Genomic DNA, 21,088 nt, shown 5'->3' with positions numbered 1-21,088 from the left:
GCTGCTTAGCGATGTTTTTCAAAGGTAGCGACAAGTGCATCGAGTGTTTGAGCGCTGTTTGCCAAGTCACGAATAGCTTGCTCTGTATTGATTTGCTCGCTCATTGCTTTATCGCTAATTTCACTTATTTGCTCTATGTTACGACCTACATCAGCAACCACATTACTTTGCTGCTCAGTTGCAGTTGCAATAAGCGTAGCCATATCGTTTATTTGATTAGCTGTTTCGGCTATCGCATCGAGTAATTCTACTGAGCTTTGCATGGCTCCAACGCTTTGCTGCGCTTTATCTTTTGATTGGCTAATATCGTTAACTACATCATCAGATATTCTTGTAAGCTCTTCAATCATAGATTGAATTTCGGTGGTTGATTGCGATGTACGGTTTGCCAGAGCGCGTACTTCATCAGCAACAACAGCAAAGCCTCGGCCGTGCTCACCTGCGCGAGCAGATTCAATTGCCGCGTTTAAAGCAAGTAGATTAGTCTGATCCGATATCCCTCTAATTGAATCCACAATACTTGCTATATCAACCGTTTTTTTAGAAAGCAAAGTAACTTGCTCTGTTATGCCATCAATATCGCTAGCTAGGGCTGAGATAGTTGCCTGGCTTTGTAATACTTGTTTATGGCTTTGAATGGTGTTCTCACGGCTGTTATCGGTTAACTTAGCTGTATTCGCTGCGCTTTGTGCTATTTCTTGCACTGTAGCGCCCATTTCGTTGATAGCTGCTGCGACAGATATTGTTTGCTCTTTTTGATTATCAATTGCTTGCGAGTTTCGTTTTGCCTGTTCAAATACATGATCAGAACTTTGGCGAATATCGTGGCTTTCACTGGCAACTTGAGTAATCGCTGTTTCTATTTTATTTATAAACTGGTTAAAGCCATTACTTAGATTGTTGAGCTCTGGTTGGCTCGATTCTGGTAAGCGGTACGCTAAGTTTGCATCGCCAGAGCCTAAGCGTGAAAATAACTCAGCCATTTTAGAAAGTGGAGATGAAAGAGAGCGAGCAAGTAAGTAACTAATCAAGCTAGCAACTAATGCGGTGATTACTGTAAAAGTAAATATTTGCCATTGTAGGGTGTTTACACTTGCGAATACTTCACTTTTTGGTACTTGAGCTACAACATATAAGTCAGTGTTTTTAATTGGGGTTGCAGCTATAAGAGTAGGTTCGCCATTTAAGCTAATTTCTTCTAGTGCAAAGCCATTACTATTAAATAGTTGGCTGTGAATATTTGCAGTATATAAATCGTCAATATTTGCTTTTGCTACTTTATTGGCATCTTTATGAAGTTGAATTAATCCATTTTTATCTGCAATAAATACAAAACCTGTTTGCTCAATTTTAAATTGCTGTAATAGCTTTTGCATATCAGTGATGCTTTTTGCAAGACCTGCTAAACCAGTACCATTAGCCTGCTGATGGTTTACAAACATTTTTACATCATTGGCTGACTCTTGATAAATACTGATAGAATAAGGTTGTTTTGATTGCTTAAAAGCAAAGAACCAGCCATCGGCTGCATCATTTTTTAACACACGCAAAAACCCATTCTGGTTCCAGTACTGTGCAGTGTCTCTATTTGCCCAAGATGCTGTTGCTAAATCGTATTGCTGGGCAACACGATTTAATTCTTTTAATAATAAGGTGTCGTCTTGATTACTAGACTGAGCCCACTGTAAAACAAATTCGTTTGATGATAGTTGCTGAGCAGCACCAAGTAACTCATTAATTTCACCGCCTATATGATTACTGATTGTTTGCAGTTTACTAGGTAGCTCTGACTCGATCATACGTTGCTCAATTATGTCTTTAGAGCTGTATAAAGAGGTCAAGCCAATCAGTGCCGCTACGCATATAGCAATAACACTGCCTAAAGCTGTGATTTTTTGAGTAATAGAAAGGTTTTGTATCGTCATGATATTAATTAATTTTACAACTGAGTAGAGGACTATACTAGCACATTATTTATTTAGAGCTAGATATTGCCTACTGTGAAATGAATAGAAGGTAGCGTGTTATGGTTAAAATTTTATGTATATGCATAAAAAAGCCCATAAGCAAAGCATATGGGCTTGGTTTCTAACAAGCGAAACATTTATCGTTTAGGGTTAAACAATCTTTTTCATTGCTGACATGTAGCCACGTAATTTAGCACCTACTTTTTCAACTGGGTGTTCACGAAGGGCGGCGTTAATTTGAATTAATGTTTGGTTATCAACTTGGTTACTGTGCTCGCCAAGGCCTTTACCAATGACATCTGTATCAATTTTTTTCATAAAATCTGCAAGTAATGGCAAACATGCATGGTTATATAGGTAACATCCATACTCTGCAGTGTCAGAAATTGTACGGTTCATTTCAAAAAGCTTTTTGCGTGCAATAGTATTAGCAATTAATGGCGTTTCATGTAAAGACTCGTAGTAAGCTGACTCTTCAATAATACCGGCTGCTGTCATGGTTTCAAAAGCAAGTTCAACACCTGCTTTTACCATTGCTACCATTAAAATACCGTTATCAAAAAATTCCTGTTCTGAGATTTCTACATCGCCAGCAGGGGTCTTTTCAAAGTTAGTCTCTGCTGTTTCAGCGCGCCATTTAAGTAAGTTTACGTCATCGTTATTCCAGTCTTCCATCATAGTGCGTGAGAAAGTGCCGTCGATGATGTCATCTTGATGCTTATTATAAAGCGGGCGCATAATTAGTTTTAGCTCTTCGCTTAGTTCGAACGCTTTTACTTTTGCAGGGTTTGAAAGGCGGTCAAGCATGTTTGTAACGCCGCCGTACTTAAGTGCTTCGGTAATTACTTCCCAGCCGTATTGAATTAGCTTTGATGCATAACCCGCATCAACGCCTTTTTCTATCATTTTATCAAAACATAAAATAGAGCCAGTTTGTAACATGCCACATAAAATGGTTTGCTCGCCCATTAGGTCTGACTTAACTTCAGCAATAAATGATGATTTAAGTACACCTGCACGGTGTCCGCCAGTCCCTGCTGCATACGCTTTAGCTTGTGCTAAACCATGACCTTGAGGGTCATTTTCTGGGTGAACAGCAATTAGAGTTGGTACACCAAAACCGCGTTTGTATTCTTCACGTACTTCAGAACCAGGACACTTAGGCGCAACCATGATTACAGTAATGTCTTCACGTACTTGCATGCCTTCTTCAACAATATTAAAGCCATGAGAGTAGGCAAGTGTAGAGCCTTTTTTCATAAGCGGCATAATTGCACTTACTACAGCAGTATGTTGCTTATCTGGTGTTAAATTAAGTACTACATCAGCTGTTGGGATTAGTTCTTCGTAAGTGCCAACAGTAAAGCCGTTTTCAGATGCGTTCAAAAATGATTGGCGACGCTCAGAAATAGCTGATGCGCGTAATGTGTAAGAAACATCTAAACCAGAGTCACGTAAGTTTAAGCCTTGGTTTAAACCTTGTGCGCCACAGCCTACAATAACTAGTTTTTTACCTTTAAGTGCATCAACGCCATCGGCAAATTCGCCTGCGTCCATAAATTCACATTGCGCTAATTGCGCTAATTGCTCGCGTAAAGGTAAGGTATTGAAATAATTCGCCATTGTTAGTGTCCTATAAAGTCATGTTTGTTAGATGCGCAATGTTTACTGCGCTTACAAACACCATATGTAAAATCGTTGCTTGCGTAAAATGATATATTTGAATTAAAGTGTTTCATAATATGAAATACAGGGGGTTGGATGGAACATAAGCACTTAAACTACTTTTTAGCGTTGGCTAAAACACTTCACTTTGGGCGCGCAAGTGAGCTTTGCCACATAAGCGCACCCACTTTGAGCCGAAATATAAAACATTTGGAAGAAGAAGTTGGAGTGGCATTGTTTATCCGCGATAACCGAAGCGTTAAATTAACGCGTGAGGGGGAGTCCTTTATTGATTACGCAACGGCAACGCTTGCTAATTGGCAACGTTTTAAAACGAATGTAAAAGACCCACAACAGCATATTTACGGCAAAGTAAGTATTTATTGTTCTGTAACTGCATCTTATAGTTTTTTACATCAAATATTAGAACAACTTCGTGCGCAGCATCAGTACATAGAAATAACATTAAATACCGGTGACCCAGCACTTGCTATAAATCGTGTCCTAGATGGCCACGAATTAATGGCAATTGCAGCTAAGCCTAATAAATTACCGTCGCAAATTGCCTTTGTTGATATTGGGCACTCACCACTTTTATTAATTGGCCCAAAAATTCAATGTCCGATCACACAAAAGCTTACACAAAATAGTGATGACATTAATTGGTCTGATTTAGAGTTTATTGTCCCAGAACAAGGTTTTTCTCGCCAAAGGTTAGAGCACTGGTGGCGCAAAAATAATATTCACGGAAAAATCTACGCCCAAGTTGCAGGACATGAAGCAATGGTATCTATGGTGAGCTTAGGGCTAGGCGTCGCAATGGTCCCTAAAATAGTGCTAGATAACAGCCCGCTGCAAGATAAGGTACAAATCCTAACACCAAAAATGCAAGCACCTGAAGGGTTTGATATCGGTTTGGCGGTATTAAGAAAAGAGTTAAATGACCCTGCAATCAGTGCGTTGTGGAATATTGCGCAAACTTTAGAAGCAAAAGCAATTTAATATGCACACAGAGCAAGCAAATTAGTTAAATAGTATTAATATAGGTTGCGTATGAGTTTACTATTACTTAACATTGAGTGCTAATAATAAAAACAATGACGCTTGAGAGTTTATTTATGAACCACGCCGTATCACTTGCTCATTCTGCTCAATGCCTTAAAAAGGCGATTCCTTTGATGGTAAAATACCGCATGCCGGTTACGCCTATCAACTATGCAATTTGGTACTGTTACATTCAAGGGAGTAACCCTTCATTAAATGCTGAATTAGACCATGTTATTGCTGAGCAACAAACATGCTCACAAGACAAAGCAAAAGAAATTTTTGATAAGCATTTAACGCAAGACGATCTGGCTTTCTTTCAAGAAATGACTGAAAAGTTCCATACAACTATGGAGCAGGTCCAGCAAGATATAAGCACCACGCTTGAGCATTCCAAAAGCTTTACAACAAGTTTAGTTGATTCACAAAATGAATTAAATATGCTTGCTGATGTAAATTCTTATAATGAAATATTAGGTTGTGTAGAGCGCTTAACCGATGATTCTATTGCTATGCAGGATTATGCTAGAGAATTTCAAACTAAGTTAGCTGTTGCTTACAACGAAATAAAAGATTTAAAAGAAGCACTTAATATTTCAAAAGAAGCAGCTGATACCGACACGCTTACGGGGTTTTATAACCGAGGTAAGTTTGATTCAGATATCGTAAAATTTTGTTTAGAATACTCAGAGAAAGCACAGGAAGATTCTCTTGCCGTACTAATTATGTTTGATATTGATCACTTTAAACGTTTTAACGATGACTTTGGTCATCAAAAGGGTGACGAAGTGTTGAGGTTAGTTGCCAAAAAAGTGAGAGAAAATACAACTGAAACAGCAAATATATATAGATACGGTGGCGAAGAGTTTTGTATAACAGCTTATTTTGACACTATTAACGATATAATAGCGTTTGCCGATTGTATACGTTTAGCTATTGCGAAATTAGCGATTCGTAAAAAGCATGATATAACAGCTAAACGTGCTATTTCTGCAAGTTTTGGTTTAGCTATTTTACGTCCATTTACTAATAGCTCAGTTTTAGTTGAGCGTGCAGATAGAGCCTTATATATCGCAAAAACACATGGCCGAAACCGAATAGAAATAGCCCCTGATATTTAATAAGCATCAGAAGCTTGATTTATTACGGCTAAAGCCGCTATTAACTTTGGTAACCTAGTAGCTTGTAAGGTTAATAAAAAAAGTTGTTAGAGTTGGCTTCCTGCAGATTTTATTTGAATTAAAGCATTTGCGAGGTTATCCCTCATTTCCAAAGTTTCTCAAAGCAGTGCCAGCTTAGCCAACGCACATAACTAATTTGAAGGGTTTGTCACTTCAAAAACACAAAAGTTAACATTTGTGTATACAAATTGTGAATAATTGTAACCAGCTAGAGCTAGTTTAAAAAGACCTTGCTAGTATGGGGAACTTACTTAATTTAATACTTTGATGTACGCTGATGCGGTATTCCTTCTCCTTATTAACTGCTCTATGTTTTAGCACTTTGTTTGCTTGCCTTTCGGTGCAAGCAACACAGGCAAGCAAGCATGCTGACGATTATACAGAGCAAGATATAACAACTGATCGCCTGCATTTGAGTTTAAGCGTTGGGGCTGGAGTTATAACCAACCCTTTGCATGGTGGAGATAATATTCCGCTTGTGCTTATTCCACAAATTGCGTTTTATGCAGAGCAATGGTTTTTTGATAATGGCCGCCTTGGCTATTCATTTTCACAATCCCCAAAGCATCACTTTAATCTAGTTAGTGAACTCAACTCTGAATCTCGCTTTTTTATAGACTGGCACCCTAAAAATGTATTTGCATTGCAAAGTAGTGCTCTTAATAATCAGTTTGTAATGCAAAATGAAGCCTCGTCCTCTCGCTACGCTGATATTGATAATTTGCATAAACGGCAAATTGCCTTGGATGCGGGTATTGCATATCACTATGTAAATGATGACCATGTTTTTTCAGTTCAGGCTCTGCATGATATAACCGATGTTTATCGAGGTGTACGCGGTGCATTGCAGTGGCAATATCATACTGTGCTAGGAAAGCTTAAAATAAAGCCAACACTTGGAATAAACTATAAATCTGCGGAACTAAATAGCTATTTTTATGGACTTAATGAGGGTGAAACTCAATTTGGCAAAATAGACGTTGGTAGTAGTTGGCAACCTTATGCTAAAATCGACGCCCGTTGGCCACTGAGTAAGGCTGACTCTCTTCGTTTTCATGTAGCATATTACGACTATTCGGCTATGGATGGCAGTCCGCTCTTTGAACGTACTTATTCAATGACTGCATTTATAGGATTCGATCGTACTTTTTAATATGAAGTATTCAATATTAGTTGTGTTTATTACCACTTTTTTTAGTGGTTTTAGTGTGGCACAAACCCCTGTTTTTAGTGTTTCTCCAAAAGTCTGCGTGGTTTCCGAACAGCAGGATTTTTGCGATCTTGATTTACAGTTTAAATGGCTATTAAACACCTATAGTGATGTCTGTTTGTATCAACAAGAACAACTACTTCAATGCTGGCAGCAGCAGCGTTCTGGGCAATTTAATTATAAAGCGCGTGTTCAGGTGGAGACCATATACTCCTTAATCAATCCTCATACGGGTGTGTTAATAGCAAAAACACAGGTTGAAGTACAAAGCGCCCATGCTAAAAAAAATAGGCGTAGGCTTCGCTCTCCGTGGAGCTTTTTTTAATTTAGGAGCAACTAATGCCAAAAATTTTACTTGTTGAAGATGATCTCGGTTTACAACAGCTAACAAAAGATTACCTTGAACATAATGGCCTTGAAGTCGAAGTGTTAGAGCGTGGTGACGAAGTGTTTAATTACCTAGAAAACAATACACCCGATTTAATGATTCTAGACGTTATGCTGCCAGGTAAAGATGGCTTTAGCGTTTGCCGCCAAGTAAGAGATAAATTTACTCTACCAATTTTAATGTTGACTGCTAAAGGTGAAGACTTCGACCAAGTGCTTGGTTTAGAACTTGGTGCTGATGATTATGTAATAAAACCAGCAGAGCCACGTGTATTACTAGCGCGGATCAATGCATTACTACGACGTGGGCAACCAATAGTAAAGTCTAGTGAAGAACTGCAGTTTGGTGATTTAGTCATCGATAAAACAAGCCGTATTGTAAAACTAAGTGATTCAGAGATTGTATTAACTTCGCACGAGTTTGAACTACTATGGCTATTAGCGTCAAATGCGGGTGAAGTACTAAGCAGAGAACATGTGCACCAACATATGATTGGCCGTCAATACGACGGACTTGATAGAACTGTGGATGTACGCGTATCACGAATTCGTAAAAAATTAGGCGATAATAGTGATAAGCCGTATCGTATAAAAACCGTATGGGGACAAGGCTATTTATTTGTTTCTGATGCATGGGATCTTTAGAACTATTTAAGGTTAATCGGCTGTAATGGGAAAACTGTTTACCAGCTTATACTTATATATCATTGTTTCATTATTTGTTGTAAGTGGTGTTATTGAGCAGCTGTGGCCCTATGAAGAGTCGCAGCAGCAGGTCTTCTTAGACGATGAGTTTGGGCAATCACTGTGGTTGCTTTCACAAACCCCAAATGGTCTTAAAAAACTAAAGCATAACTTTGAAAGTAAAGTGATTGAACGACGTGATTTAATACTTCCTCAAAAACAACAATCGCAGCTAAATCAAAACCACTACTTATATTTGTATGATAAGCAACAACGCATTGTTTGGTATGTAGATCTCGGTAATGATTCATTACTTCAAGTAGGACCGGTAGGCGTATTAACGCAGCAATCATCTTCTGTTTGGCCGTATTTATTACTACTTATTATTGTAGGCATACCAGTTGGGCTATGGAGCTTTTTACTCTGGCGTGACTTTGCAAAGCTACGTAAAGCATGTGAAGCGGTAGAGGGTTTGCAAGACTTTCAACTAAATGACTCTTCTAAGTCTTTCTTTTTACCTATAACTGATACATTAAAGGTAATGCAGCAACGTATTGAGTTTTTACTTAGTGCGCAGCAAGAACTTACCTCATCGGTGTCGCATGAGTTTAGAACACCACTAGCACGTTTAAAGTTTGCAATAGTCATGCTACAAGAACAAATGCTTGACGAAAAAGGCGAAAAATACCTAACAAACATGCAAACAGACATCAGTGAGCTTGAGTCACTAGTTTCTGAAATGCTTGAATACGCGCGATTAGACTCTCAACAACCAAGTTTACAGCCAATAAACTGCGATTTAGCTGGGCTGGTAAAAACCACTGTTGAAAAGCTAAATTTTGAAGCTAGAACAACGCTCTCTATAAACCTCCCTGAGCATTTAAACTACTACTGTGATAGCCACTTTATGGCGCGAGTATTTCAAAATTTAATTGGCAATGCGCTCAAATACACTCATCAACAAGTCAAAATTTCATTGCTACAAGAGGCAACTCACATAGTATTGATTGTTGAAGATGATGGTGAAGGGATTGACCCCGTTGAGCGAGAAAACGTATTTAAGCCTTTTACTCGATTAGATAAAAGTAGAGGCAAGGACACTGGTGGCTTTGGTTTAGGGCTTGCTATAGTTGCTAAAATTGTGTCGTGGCACCAAGGAGAGTGTAAAGCAGAAAGCTCAAGCTTAGGTGGTGCTAAATTTATTGTATATTTACCTCTCAAATTTAAGACATAAAAAAAGCGCCTAAGGCGCTTTTTTTGCGGTTAAAAACCAAAATCAACAAGTAGCAATATAATAGACCGCAAGTATTTAAAAAAGTTCTCAATTATTTTTTATTTTTTTCAAGTAATGGCATTAACATTTGCTCAAGGCCATTTAGTTTAACCTCATACATCATCGCTAGTTGGCTACCAAGTTTCGAGTTAGGAAATCCCTGCTGTTTGAACCACACCAAATAAGGTTCTGGTAGTAGTAATAAAGGGCGCCCAGCATATTTCCCAAAAGGCATCGTTGTATTTACAGCTATTTTTAATTGTTTTGGATCCATAAGAGTTACTTAGGTTTTAAAGTCTGCATAAGTGTAAGGGATTTTAGAAATATAAAATAGGCTGTGACGGGCAAGAAACAGCCTATTTTGCGAGGGAGTAGGCCCTCTGATTTAATAATTTTTTGTTGATTAATATAAACCTAGTTGAACTTTAATTAGCTGGGATCTAATTAAGTTATTATTAGAACATGGGGTTTTATTTAACCAACATGGATAGTCTACCTGTTTTTTATGGTCGTGGTTAAATGGCTTGTAAAGGAATGTAAATAGAATTGCTTTTCATTTAAAAACTAATAACAAAGCCTTAATGATTTTAAGGCTTTGTTATTTATAGACGTTATAAAAAGTGATTATTCGTTAAATAGCTCTTGTTTAACGTGCTCTGCAAAACCACTACCTGCTTCTAAGTAAAAGTTATAAGTAGAATGAACACCCATTTCTTCTAGCTCTTTTTGTTGATCAGGGTAGTTTGCAATAGCTGTTACTTGGCCTTTATAACCTGAGGCTTGTAGTTGCTCTAGCGCAAAAATATTTTGCATATGCTTTGGCATTGCAAGCATGACCATTTCTACTTGCGAATGATTTACTCGTTGCCAAAAGTCAGGATCTGTTGCATCAGCAATTAATACGTTGCGGCCTCTGTTAACGTGCTTATCTACCACTTCAGGTTTTATATCTATGCCTGCAACAACATTTGGGTGAGTCGCGTTGATTGTTTCATAAGCACCAGTACCAATACGTCCCATACCAAAAATGACTATTTTAGTATCGTTTAGGTTAACAGGTAGCTCTTCAGCTAAACGAGTTTTGCTTTCAAACTTTAATAGCCAGTGCTCTATTTTTACGTATAGCTCGTTTGAGCGCTTATTTAACGGCGAGGCAATTACAAAGGTAATAGAAACAGCAATTGCCATTACGGCCAGCCACTCAGAAGTGATCATGCCTGTGCTAGCTGCTACTGCACATACAATTAACCCAAATTCACTGTAGTTAGATAAACTAAAGGCGGTAAGTAATGATGTACGTGCGCGTAGTTTGAATATATTTGTGAACACGTAATAAAGCGCTATTTTAATAGGTAAAACTAAAACAAGTATGATAGCAACGATTAATGAGCTAGTGGTTAGCTCTGCGCTCAAGCCAATACTTAAGAAAAAACCGACTAATAATATGTCTTTTAAATTAAGCAGAGATTTTGATAGTTCTCCTGCTTTTTTATGTGGTGCAAACATCATCCCAATTATGAGTGCGCCTAGGTCGCCTTTTAATCCTGCAAATTCAAATGCATGATAACCAGCAACTAAAGCAAAGAAAAAACCAAATAATGGTAATAGTTCACCATGTTTAGAGCGATTTAATACGCCATACATGACAGGTCGTAATAAAGGCAGAGCAATTATTAATGCAATTGCCCATACATTTGGAATTTTACCTGTACTAATCGCTAAAAAGATAACAGCAAAGATATCTTGCATGACTAGTATACCAATGGCTATTTTACCGTGAAGGCTTGCCATTTCTCCGCGTTCTTCAAGCACTTTTACTGCAAATACAGTACTTGAAAAACTAAGCGCAAACCCAACTAATAAAGCACTTTGCCAACTTAAATCAATAAACAGTGGAATAGCGAAAACACCAAGCAATAACATAAAGCCACTAAAAAGCGCGCTGCTAAAAATAATATGCAATGTTGCAGGCGCCCACACTTGGGGTTTAATTAAACTGTTTACCTTTAGCTTTAAACCAATACTAAAAAGAAGAAGGGTTACGCCAAGTGCTGCTATTGTATCGAGCAACTCTGTACTTTTATAACCCGATAAATTTAAAGCAAAACCTGCTAATAAAAATCCAATAAGAGGAGGCAGCTTTAACTGATAAACAGCAAAGCCACACACAAACGCGGCGGCAAAATAGATTAGTTCCATAATTCTTAATATCACTTCATTTGGGGTTGCAGTGTAACGAAAAATTTATACCATTGAAAATAAAAATAGACCTAAAAATGAACGCGTCTAATCAAATACTTGCCTAGCTGTGTATAAAAAATGCGCATCAAACATATATTTAATCGTAAATAGCATGTAAATAACATTTTTTCACTGACATTGGCTTTTAAATATGGTTAAGATGCGATAACGAAGAAGTTTAAGCAAGAGCAAATAATAGAACCGCTCAGCTTAAGGAGAAATATATGTTTAAAAAGATTTTAGCGTCGGTAGGTATTGGTGCTGCAAAAGTAGATACTGTTTTAGAGACTGAACACCTACAACCTGGTCAGCTTTTTAACGCACAAATAGTCATTACCGCAGGTGATGTTAGCCAAGATATTGCAGGCTTAGATTTATTACTTATGACCCGTGTTAAAGTGGCAGGTGATGATGGCGATTATTTCACCAATCATGTGATTGACCAATGGCGAATTACAGATATAGGTACAATTGAGCCGGGCGAAATTAAAAGTATCCCTTTTGAAGCACGTCTTCATTCTGAAACACCTATTACAGAAATTAATGCAGGTTACAATCAATCTCATGTGTGGCTTGAAACAGGTTTAGATATTGATTTAGCACTTGATCCGAGCGATAAAGACCATTTACATATTTACCCTAATGAAGCTGTTAAAACGTGCATGCAGGCGATGGAAAAGCTAGGTTTTAGCTTAATGAAGGCTGATGTAGAAAAAGGCCATTTGCGCGCTTCAACATTTCAATCGTTATCGGGTTGTTATCAGGAACTTGAATATAAGCCAAATAGCCGTAGTTTATTTGGCATTCAAGAGATCGAGTTGTCATTTGTACCAGAGGCACATAAAACACATGTGCTTATAGAGCTAGACAGGGCCTTTAGAGGCGATGGTTATGTAGATTTAACCATAGAGCATGACCACGTGAATTTATCGCAGTTGTGCGACCAACTAGAGCGCTTATTTGCTTAATATAAACTAACAAGTGAATAATTTTATTAAACCCGGCCTAGGCTGGGTTTATTGTTTATAGGATTTAAAATGCAATTTAAATGTGAGCAGTTTAATGCTTTAGATGCGCATACTCTTTTTACTATTATGCGAGGACGTGTAGACGTATTTGTTGTAGAGCAGGCGTGCCCTTACCCTGAACTTGATGATGTAGATATTGATTTAAATACACAGCATTTATATACACTAGACAATGGGCGGCTACACACTTATGCCCGATGCTATGAAAAAAATGAGCAATACAGCGCAATAGGGCGCGTGCTGGTAAGTAAAAGTGCGCGTGGCAAAGGCGACGCCACTGTACTTGTAAGTAAAGCTATAGAATGCTGTAAAGAGCGGTGGCCTGAACGAGATATTTATATTGGCGCACAAACCTACTTACTTGATTTTTACCGCTCCTTTGGCTTTGAAGATTACAAAAGTGAATATCTAGAAGACGGTATACCTCATCAAGATATGATTTTAAAACTCACTCAATAAATCCAATTTAAGCAGCTATAAAAAAGCCCACTAATGTGGGCTATTTTATTTAAAACTATTTTAAGGCTAAGGTATCATTTAGCTCAATAGTGAGTGTAAAAACACCATGCCAATAGCCAGTGGACATACAAACTTAGTATACCAAGGCCATATTTTCCAAAACAATGTATTGTGAACCTCTGGGTTACCCTCTTGAATTGCTTTTAGTAATGAGCCTCTATACCAAATCCAGCCTACAAATATACAACACATAAGACCAAGTAAAGGCTGAGCTACTTTTGTAGTGAGAGTGATTACTAAGCCAAATAAGCTGCTAAGGTTACACACAATTGTAATGCTAACGACAGCGATTAGCGCCCCAATTAACCACGTTGCTTGAACGCGTTTCATCCCAAAGCGCTCTACGGTGTATGATACTGGCGCCTCTAACATTGAAATAGATGATGTTAAAGCGGCAATACTCATTAACGCAAAAAATGAAAAACCCACAAATAAGCCAACTTCGCCCATTCCATCAAATAAAGCGGGGAGTACCTGAAACACTAATGTATCTTCAGAGAGTAGCTTACCCGTTGTGGCCGAGAATATTTCAACGCCTTGAGCTTGTGCTACGTACATAGCCGGAATAATCAGTAAACCTGCAACAAAGGCTATAAATACATCAATAAGGGTCACATAGGCACCTAAAGAAACAAGATTTTCTTTTTTACTAATGTACGAGCCGTAAATAATCATTACGCTAGTGCCAAGCGATAAAGAGAAGAAAGCTTGCCCTAATGCACTTACTAATAGTTTTGCGTCAAAAATAGATGAAAAGTCAGGAACTAAGTAGGCTTTTAAGCCTTCCATAGCACCATCTTGCGTCATCACATAAGCAATAAGTGCAAATAAAATGCCTAAAAGTGCAGGCATTAAACGCTTAGACCACTTCTCAATACCGTTTTCAACGCCTCTACTTATAATAGCGACAGTTAGTACGATAAAGATCATAGTGAATATAATATTTCGAGTAAGTGATTGCTCGCTTAACCATGTAGATGCTGTGTTGGCACCAACTAAAGTGGCTATAGGTTCAGCTGTGGCGCTGAGCATCCAACCGGCAACAATGGCGTAAAAGCTTAGTATAAAGCCAGCGCATAAAATACCGCCAAAACCAACAGCAAAGGCAAAGTGTTTTTGCCATGGCTTATTAGATATTTTTTGAAGTGATGACACTGCGTTTGCTTGGCCATGACGTCCAATCATAAGTTCAGCCATTAAAGCGGGGTAGGCTAAAAAGAACGCAAGCACTAAATATGCGACTAAAAATGCAGCACCGCCATTACTTGCTGTTTGTGTAGGGAATCCCCAAATATTGCCCAAACCAACGGCAGAACCCGCGGCGGCCATAATAAAACCAAAGCGAGAGCTAAACTCGCCTCTAACTGCGCTCATATTATTGTACTTCTCTATTGTGTGACGGCGGTGACAATCTACTGGAAATGTAAAAAAATAAAAAGTGCTTATTTGCTGATCTAGCACAAATTAATAAGTAAAGTGTATGTTATAACCATCGATTTTAATTGTTGTTATTAAGTCGTTTAAAATAACGAGTTGATTTTGTTTAATAATTGTTAATTACAGTCTGTAACTATTGCTTTACGGATTATGGTGCTGTGCAATAGTGAGAGTAAAGCACGCACCACCTAACTGGGTGCTTTTACTTACTTTAACGCTGCCATGATGCCAATCAGCTACTTTGGTAACAATGGCTAAGCCAAGGCCATAACTCTTATCGGCTCTGTTACGGTGATCTTCCTCTCTAAAAAATGGGCTAAATACATTACTAAAGTTCTCTTGTGCGATACCTGGGCCGTCATCTTCTACCGTTATTATAAGCTGTTGCTCGTGTAACTTTGCACTGAGGTAAATATGTTGGTTTGCAAAATCACATGCGTTAGTTAATAAGTTAGTAATTGCACGGGCCAGCCAGTGAAGATCTGCATTTATTATTTTATCTGTACTATTGAGTTGTACGTTGAGCATTTGCATTTCAAGTTTTGGTGCAAGTTGAACTAAAATATCTTCAAGGTAGGATTTAATATTGGTTGATGAATAGGTTAGTTTATTCGCGTTTTGCTCTAATGTAGCAAATGCTAAATAGCTACTAAGCATCGATTCCATATGATCTAAATCGTTTTCCATACGGGTTAAATACTGTTTTACTTTTTGCTCATCATGGCTATCTAATGCCGCATCTAAACCAAATCGCAGGCACGCGATAGGGGTGCGGATGTCGTGAGACAAGCTCGAGGCCATTAGTTTGTTTTCGGCGACGAGTTTCTCTATTTGGCTAGCCATGCGGTTAAAAGTAAGTTCCACATCTTTTATATAGGTAAAGTGCGATACCTTTATTCGGGCTTGAACATTACCAGAGGCAAACTTTTTAGCGGCTTCATTTAAGACAGTTAGTCGTTTAGCTAAGGGCGCGATAATAAACCCCATAAATACACATAGGCCTGCGTAAAATAGTAGAGTTAATATAATGTCGTTATGCTGCTCGCTATCAAAAATTTTATCTAAGCGCATTGATAAGTGAAAAGGATTTAAAACGTCGCTACTATAAAGCATATAAAAGCCTTGCTGATCCTCTAAAATCAGCCCACCTGGCGTGTGCATTTGTAATAATAAAGAAGGTGGTAAGGCGAGTGACTCATTTGGCTTGTAGTCAATTAAAACATCAAACTCTCGGGCTAGTTGTTTTACATAATCGCTGCGCTCAGATGTAGGTATGTTAGCTAACTGCTTATTAAAACCCATGATCATTTTACTTTGCTGACTAAATTCATCTTGTGGGGTATGCGCTTGTTGACTAAAAGCATCAATAAGCCAGCCCAATACCACAATAGATAAAAGTGCACTGCCTAGAAGCGATATATAAAACTTTTTCATTTATTTATTCATCGCTCTATTACCACGCGGTAGAAACAAGTAAATATCCACGGCCCCAAATAGTTTTAATTTTTTCGGGGTTTTGTGGATCATCATTAAATTTTTTACGAAGTGCAGAAATAAGTACATCAACACTTCTATCAAGCCCGTCGTACTCTCTACCTTTCGTCGCTTTAAATACGGCATCGCGTGAGACAACTTGACCTGCATTGCTTGCAAGGTAGTGTAATAATAGATATTCGGCGCTTGATATGTTTATATCTTGCTCGTTAAGGGTCACATTTCTAGATTCGGTATTAATACTAAGTGCACCAACTTGAATAATGCTTTGGCTAACCTGTGGCTTATTTGGCTCATTGTTTTGACGCAGTGCTGCTTTTATTCGCGCTAGTAATGCACGCGGACGCACCGGTTTCATTATGTAGTCGCTTGCGCCAACTTCTAAACCAATAACTTCATCCATCTCTTCATCGCGTGCGGTGAGCATTATAATAGGCGAATTATAAAAGCTACGAAGCTCTCTACATACGCTAATACCATCTTGCCCCGGGAGCATAATATCAAGGAGCACAATATTTGGGTTTAACGTTTTGACCTTGCTAACAACTTCGTCACCACGATGACAAACATGCGTTGTATAGCCTTGCTCTGTTAAATATTCAGCAACCCATTGCGCTAGTGATGCATCGTCTTCAACAAGTAAAATAGTGCCGTAGTTATCCATAAAATATCCCTAATACGATTGGTATTAAAATAGTCGCCAGCGGCGTTTTTTTTGTCTGTTTTGATAAACCCATTGTAGTTTTACTTCTGCTGTACTGATGACTTTGGATGTATTGCTATCAAATAGTTCAAATGAAATGCTTTGCTGTGAGTCAAAAGCATAATTTAAAGTACCACTTTGTTGCTTTAGCCAACATTGCATAATGTACTTTGAAGTTGCATCGCGTAGGCAGTAATTACCAATGATAGGCTGCTCCCACGTAAGTGTAACATCGGCATAGCAATTACGCCCTTCGCGCAGTGCAACGCAAGTGTCGGGTAGTGCTATGAGTGCTTCAGGGGGGTCCTGCGCTTTAACAGTAAAGGTACTGGGAAAGATCAGTAATACCCAGATCCATCTAAAATACATAACGTAGGCCTACCTTGGCTTTATGTTGATATCCTTGGGAAATAATTGGACTGTCGTCAATTTCTTTTGAAAACCATGTAGTAAGCCAACCGGATAAAAACACCCAATCTTGGCTTATTGGATATTCAGCATGGAACTCAAAGATGATACTAGTACTGGCATTGCTGCTATAAATCGGGCGAAGGCTGGTGGCTTCATCGCTATCAATGCCAAAGTAATAATTTGTAAAGTCAGCAGAGTAGGCGCTTAAACCAACACCAGATCTAAACTCCCAGTTTCGCCATGGCAAAATGTGGGTAAAAAAGCTATTTATAACCCAGCCATTATGGGCACCAGATACGTCATGAAGGTATTCAAAGGAGAATTGTGAATTTTCAAATCGGCGCGAGAGCCTAAGACCAACATCAAAATCGTAATTACGTTTTTTAATACCTTGGAGTTCTTTTATAACACCGTGGTTATAAAACCCGAGGCCTTTTTCGTCAAACCCGGCTTGAGTATTTGTGCCAAGTATATCTAAGCCCCAATCAAATTTATCTATAAGGCTGTAACCAATTACAAGACCACCGCTGAGTTGATTGTGATCAAAATCAAGATAAAATTTATCGTAAGAAACAGCAAGACTTAAATCAAGCTCAACGCCTTTATCGTAAGATTCGATACCGATTAGGTAAGAATCTTCAATATAAAAGCCCGCACCTGCACTCCAATCCCACGCAAAGCCTTGGGTTGGTTCTAACGTATTGTCTGCATAATAGCGATTACTTGCCATACTTGTGGTGCTAAAAATAAAGCAAAAAAGCAATGTTATGCTAACTAAAGTATGGTTAAGCAAAGTGTTTTTCATCCCTATGGGGCCTAATTATTATTTGTTATTAAGCGTAGTATATTGTTAATTCGTTCCTTTAATCTGTAAAAAAATGTAGTAAGTGTTAGGTCTGTTGAACTTTCAAGGTTAAATTTTCAGCAGCCTGTTTGGTATTTAGGCAAGGCAGAGCCTATGCAGTGTGGCTATTCCCCATAAATGGGCGATAACGTAGCATTAATGCCAAACAGGCGCTGCCCAAAGTGTTTTTCCTAAGGGCTATTTACGCTTTGTTGCTCGGTTTTTACTTATTATTACATGGATGTAAGCCATTAGAATAACGCAGGAGCAGTTATCGAGCCCACTAGGTTACAAACCTAACGCCGCGATTAAATAGCCCCTAGTTTGAACAAATTTTAATTCGTAAAGATCAACAGACCCTAATTTACTGAACTTTAATTTTATCGATTAATATACTGCTTAAGTAAAACTGCATCATAGGCGTTAATGCGCTTACTTCTGTTCTGTTACATGGACCACTAAGCTTGGCAAGGCTAGATAACTTTGACAACGTTTTGTACTGAGGAATTTGAATGTCTTTTCCAAGTCTTTCCATGCGGGCTTCATCAGTATTTTGCTGATGGACAAAAGCGACAACCTCAAGCTCATTAGTTATTTTTTGCTCTTCGGTGAAACTATAAACTAGTGGCTCACGATGAAAACTTGCACTATCAATAGAAGATTTAGCAAACCAAACAACATCACCTGATGCTTTGTGTGTGAGGCGCATACTTACTTGTGCAAATATTGCAGCGCATTCCTGAGTTGGGTATTGCTGAGCAATATCTGAATATAATGTAAAAGGGTTCTCAGGTTGCTTTATTGCGTACTTAACATCGTCAGTGAAAGTTAAATCAAGTTGCTGAATAGTTAGTGTGTAGTCGCTGTTATTTTTAGTGGTTACTTTTAGTTGTTTATCGTTAAGTGCTTGGCTAATTTGCGATAAAAGTTTATCGGTTACACTTGCCTTATCGGTAATAATTTTTACAGTTTGGTTTCTAACTACCTTATGTGCAGGAAGTTGAACGGATTTAACTTTTGGGGATGAGTGTTCTGTGGTGTACTCAAGCTGGTAGGTCTGACTTTTTAATGTTGGCTTTAATGGCATAGCCAGTGGCTCGGCCGGCTGCTTTGTAAGAGTACAACCAGTTGATAATATAACAAAAAGTGACACAACTAAAAAACGCATAAGTACTAAACACTCACTAAAAACCAAATAATCGTCGTATTGTACGTTAGTCCAAACAAAACTTCATGATATTATCTACATAGATGTAGTTAAAAAGATAAAATTTATAAAAATGAAGTATCTCAAATCTTTATTGTATAGCCTACCTGCTTTGTGTTTGTTGTTTAGCTCTGTGAGTTATGCAGCAAAAGCAGATCCTGATTGGGATGCATTTGTAAAAAAGTACGGCCGTTATACGCAAAAAAAACTGAAAAATAAAGGTATACCAGGCGCTGCACTTTCGATTGTAAGTACAAATAACTCAGACTACATACATACTATGGGTGTAACTAAAACCCGAAATGGACAAAAAGTAAATAAGCATACCCGGTTTAGGCTCGCGTCTGTTTCTAAAACATTTGCAGGCTCGTTATCTGCTAAATTAGCCAATGAGGGTTTACTTAAATTAGATAAAGCTGTTAGCGATTACATAACTGAGTTCAAAGGGACTGTTTATCAAGATGATTTAAAGGTATTTCACCTTCTAAGTCATGCAAGTGGTTTAGTGCCTAATGCGTACGATAATTTGATAGAGTCTCGTATGGATTACCCCAGTATTGTTGAAAAATTACTTAGTGTTAAACCTATTTGCAAACCAGGCGAATGTTATGGTTATCAAAATGTTATGTTTAGCCTTATAGGTAATGTGATATTACAAAGCAGCGGTAAAAGTTACGCGCAGTGGTTACGAGAAACTATTTTTGCGCCTTTAAAAATGAGTGATGCCAGCTTAGGTTTTGAATCTATGGTTCAGGATGAAAATTACGCATTACCACACGTGCGCGGTACAAAACGTTGGTATAGCGCTAAGCTTAAAAAAAATTATTATAAAGTGGGACCTGCAGCGGGTGTAAACGCAAGTGCAAGTGACATGGCCATTTGGTTAAAAGCCCAGCTAGGGCAATACCCTGATGTTTTGTCATTGGATACTCTAGCAAAGCAAACGCGTCCTTATACACATACAAAAAAAGAAATGCATCGCAGGGTGTGGAAAAAACACCTTAATGAGGCTTATTACGGACTAGGTTGGCGGGTTTATAATTATGCTGATGAAACGCTTTACTATCATAGTGGCTGGGTGCAAGGATATCGAAGCGATGTGGTTGTGTTTCCCCAATTAAATGTTGGTTTTAGTTTAATCGTTAATGCTGAAACCGGTGTAATAAATGAATTAACGACTGAATTTATCGACAGGCTATTAGAATACAAACGAGGTAAAAAAATATGAATAAAATAATATTAGCAATCACTTTTTTAGCCTTGTCATTTAATTGTAGTTTGGCATTTGCCGCACCTGACGAGGTATATTTGTTTCGTCATAGCGAAAAGTTAACGGGGAAAAACCCAGCGCTCTCAGAAGAGGGGAAGGCACGTGCAAATAATTTAGTTACTTTGTTTAAAGAACATCAAAATATACATCTTTTTAGCAGCAACTATAAACGCACGTTGCAAACAGCCGCACCTTTGCAGGCACATTTTAATACCAAATTAAATGTGTATAACGCAGGTGAGCTAGGTGATTTAAAAAATGAGTTACTCAAACTAAAGGGTGTAGTTGTTGTTATTGGGCACAGTAATACGACGCCGCAACTGGCTGAACTACTCTCCAATGAAAAAGTGCCAGCTATGAGTGAGACACAATTTACTCAGTATTTTATATTGCATAATAAGCCCAGAAGTAATGGCACTGATTATGATGTAACGCACCATACAATGAGCTTTTAAATTAAAAAGTGTTAGGTAACAAAAAACCAGCATTAAGCTGGTTTTTTAATTTAAACGTACTAAATCCT

General features: G+C 38.2%; 20 protein-coding genes. 10 read left to right on the top strand and 10 right to left on the bottom strand.

The genetic code is table 11. The features are described 5' to 3' along the window. Positions 1-5: 5 nt before the first annotated feature. On the bottom strand, positions 6-1,925 hold the full coding sequence (locus H5092_RS00305) for a methyl-accepting chemotaxis protein (protein ID WP_024594785.1): 1,920 nt from the start codon (positions 1,923-1,925) through the stop codon (positions 6-8). Positions 1,926-2,117: 192 nt separating this feature from the next. Beyond that, positions 2,118-3,590 carry a ketol-acid reductoisomerase gene (ilvC, locus tag H5092_RS00300; RefSeq protein WP_004335714.1) on the bottom strand — a complete coding sequence of 491 codons (1,473 nt, stop codon included), beginning with the start codon at positions 3,588-3,590 and terminating at the stop codon, positions 2,118-2,120. A gap of 138 nt (positions 3,591-3,728) precedes the next feature. On the opposite strand from ilvC, the gene ilvY reads away from it, so the two are divergent. The 6 genes from ilvY (at position 3,729) to H5092_RS00270 (ending at position 9,372) form a co-directional block, all read left to right on the top strand. After that, positions 3,729-4,634 carry an HTH-type transcriptional activator IlvY gene (ilvY, locus tag H5092_RS00295; RefSeq protein WP_024594947.1) on the top strand — a complete coding sequence of 302 codons (906 nt, stop codon included), beginning with the start codon at positions 3,729-3,731 and terminating at the stop codon, positions 4,632-4,634. 116 nt (positions 4,635-4,750) lie between these two features. Then, entirely contained in the window at positions 4,751-5,797 is a 1,047-nt protein-coding gene (locus tag H5092_RS00290; RefSeq protein WP_182715995.1) for a GGDEF domain-containing protein, read from the top strand. Positions 5,798-6,197: 400 nt separating this feature from the next. Then, the gene (locus H5092_RS00285) at positions 6,198-7,010 is read left to right on the top strand and encodes a MipA/OmpV family protein (RefSeq protein WP_024594945.1); all 813 of its coding nucleotides are present in this window, start codon (positions 6,198-6,200) and stop codon (positions 7,008-7,010) included. A gap of 1 nt (position 7,011) precedes the next feature. Beyond that, a complete protein-coding gene (locus H5092_RS00280) occupies positions 7,012-7,392 on the top strand; it encodes a DUF3019 domain-containing protein (protein ID WP_024594944.1) in 381 nt (126 codons plus the stop codon). Between the two features lie 14 nt (positions 7,393-7,406). Beyond that, positions 7,407-8,099, top strand: coding sequence for a response regulator (locus H5092_RS00275; RefSeq protein WP_024589922.1), 693 nt, complete (start codon positions 7,407-7,409; stop codon positions 8,097-8,099). A 25-nt stretch (positions 8,100-8,124) separates the two neighbouring features. Further along, complete coding sequence (locus H5092_RS00270; RefSeq protein WP_004335732.1) at positions 8,125-9,372, top strand: ATP-binding protein; 1,248 nt, start codon at positions 8,125-8,127, stop codon at positions 9,370-9,372. A 91-nt stretch (positions 9,373-9,463) separates the two neighbouring features. On the opposite strand, the gene H5092_RS00265 is transcribed toward H5092_RS00270, so the two are convergent. Beyond that, positions 9,464-9,685, bottom strand: a complete 222-nt coding sequence (locus H5092_RS00265; protein WP_024594942.1) for a DUF3820 family protein — start codon at positions 9,683-9,685, stop codon at positions 9,464-9,466. 350 nt (positions 9,686-10,035) lie between these two features. Beyond that, positions 10,036-11,610: a cation:proton antiporter family protein gene (locus H5092_RS00260; RefSeq protein WP_004335737.1), complete on the bottom strand. Its 1,575-nt coding sequence runs from the start codon at positions 11,608-11,610 to the stop codon at positions 10,036-10,038. A 266-nt stretch (positions 11,611-11,876) separates the two neighbouring features. On the opposite strand from H5092_RS00260, the gene H5092_RS00255 reads away from it, so the two are divergent. Beyond that, positions 11,877-12,620: a sporulation protein gene (locus H5092_RS00255; protein WP_182720956.1), complete on the top strand. Its 744-nt coding sequence runs from the start codon at positions 11,877-11,879 to the stop codon at positions 12,618-12,620. Positions 12,621-12,689: 69 nt separating this feature from the next. Then, on the top strand, positions 12,690-13,139 hold the full coding sequence (locus H5092_RS00250; protein WP_004335742.1) for a GNAT family N-acetyltransferase: 450 nt from the start codon (positions 12,690-12,692) through the stop codon (positions 13,137-13,139). 78 nt (positions 13,140-13,217) lie between these two features. Here H5092_RS00250 and H5092_RS00245 read toward each other — a convergent pair whose 3' ends face one another. The 6 genes from H5092_RS00245 to H5092_RS00220 form a co-directional block, all read right to left on the bottom strand. After that, the gene (locus H5092_RS00245) at positions 13,218-14,573 is read right to left on the bottom strand and encodes a sodium-dependent transporter (protein ID WP_182720957.1); all 1,356 of its coding nucleotides are present in this window, start codon (positions 14,571-14,573) and stop codon (positions 13,218-13,220) included. 204 nt (positions 14,574-14,777) lie between these two features. Next, positions 14,778-16,070 carry a HAMP domain-containing sensor histidine kinase gene (locus tag H5092_RS00240; protein WP_182682682.1) on the bottom strand — a complete coding sequence of 431 codons (1,293 nt, stop codon included), beginning with the start codon at positions 16,068-16,070 and terminating at the stop codon, positions 14,778-14,780. A gap of 19 nt (positions 16,071-16,089) precedes the next feature. Next, positions 16,090-16,794, bottom strand: a complete 705-nt coding sequence (locus H5092_RS00235) for a response regulator transcription factor (protein WP_004335749.1) — start codon at positions 16,792-16,794, stop codon at positions 16,090-16,092. 24 nt (positions 16,795-16,818) lie between these two features. After that, entirely contained in the window at positions 16,819-17,202 is a 384-nt protein-coding gene (locus H5092_RS00230; protein ID WP_182720958.1) for a DUF3019 domain-containing protein, read from the bottom strand. Beyond that, positions 17,192-17,974 carry a MipA/OmpV family protein gene (locus H5092_RS00225; protein WP_259395072.1) on the bottom strand — a complete coding sequence of 261 codons (783 nt, stop codon included), beginning with the start codon at positions 17,972-17,974 and terminating at the stop codon, positions 17,192-17,194. The genes H5092_RS00230 and H5092_RS00225 overlap by 11 nt, the downstream gene beginning before the upstream one ends. Before the next feature lie 478 nt (positions 17,975-18,452). Then, positions 18,453-19,256 carry a hypothetical protein gene (locus tag H5092_RS00220; RefSeq protein ID WP_002963149.1) on the bottom strand — a complete coding sequence of 268 codons (804 nt, stop codon included), beginning with the start codon at positions 19,254-19,256 and terminating at the stop codon, positions 18,453-18,455. A 112-nt stretch (positions 19,257-19,368) separates the two neighbouring features. Between H5092_RS00220 and H5092_RS00215 the strand changes: the two genes are divergently transcribed. Then, entirely contained in the window at positions 19,369-20,523 is a 1,155-nt protein-coding gene (locus H5092_RS00215) for a serine hydrolase (protein WP_182695454.1), read from the top strand. Then, positions 20,520-21,020: a histidine phosphatase family protein gene (locus H5092_RS00210; protein ID WP_002963152.1), complete on the top strand. Its 501-nt coding sequence runs from the start codon at positions 20,520-20,522 to the stop codon at positions 21,018-21,020. The genes H5092_RS00215 and H5092_RS00210 overlap by 4 nt, the downstream gene beginning before the upstream one ends. Positions 21,021-21,088: the final 68 nt, after the last annotated feature.

Origin of the sequence: Pseudoalteromonas sp. SR41-7, assembly GCF_014163935.1 — a bacterium.
Classification (GTDB): Bacteria; Pseudomonadota; Gammaproteobacteria; order Enterobacterales; family Alteromonadaceae; genus Pseudoalteromonas; species Pseudoalteromonas distincta.
Note: the sequence above shows the minus strand (reverse complement) of the source record. Positions and strands in the feature narration are given on the sequence as shown.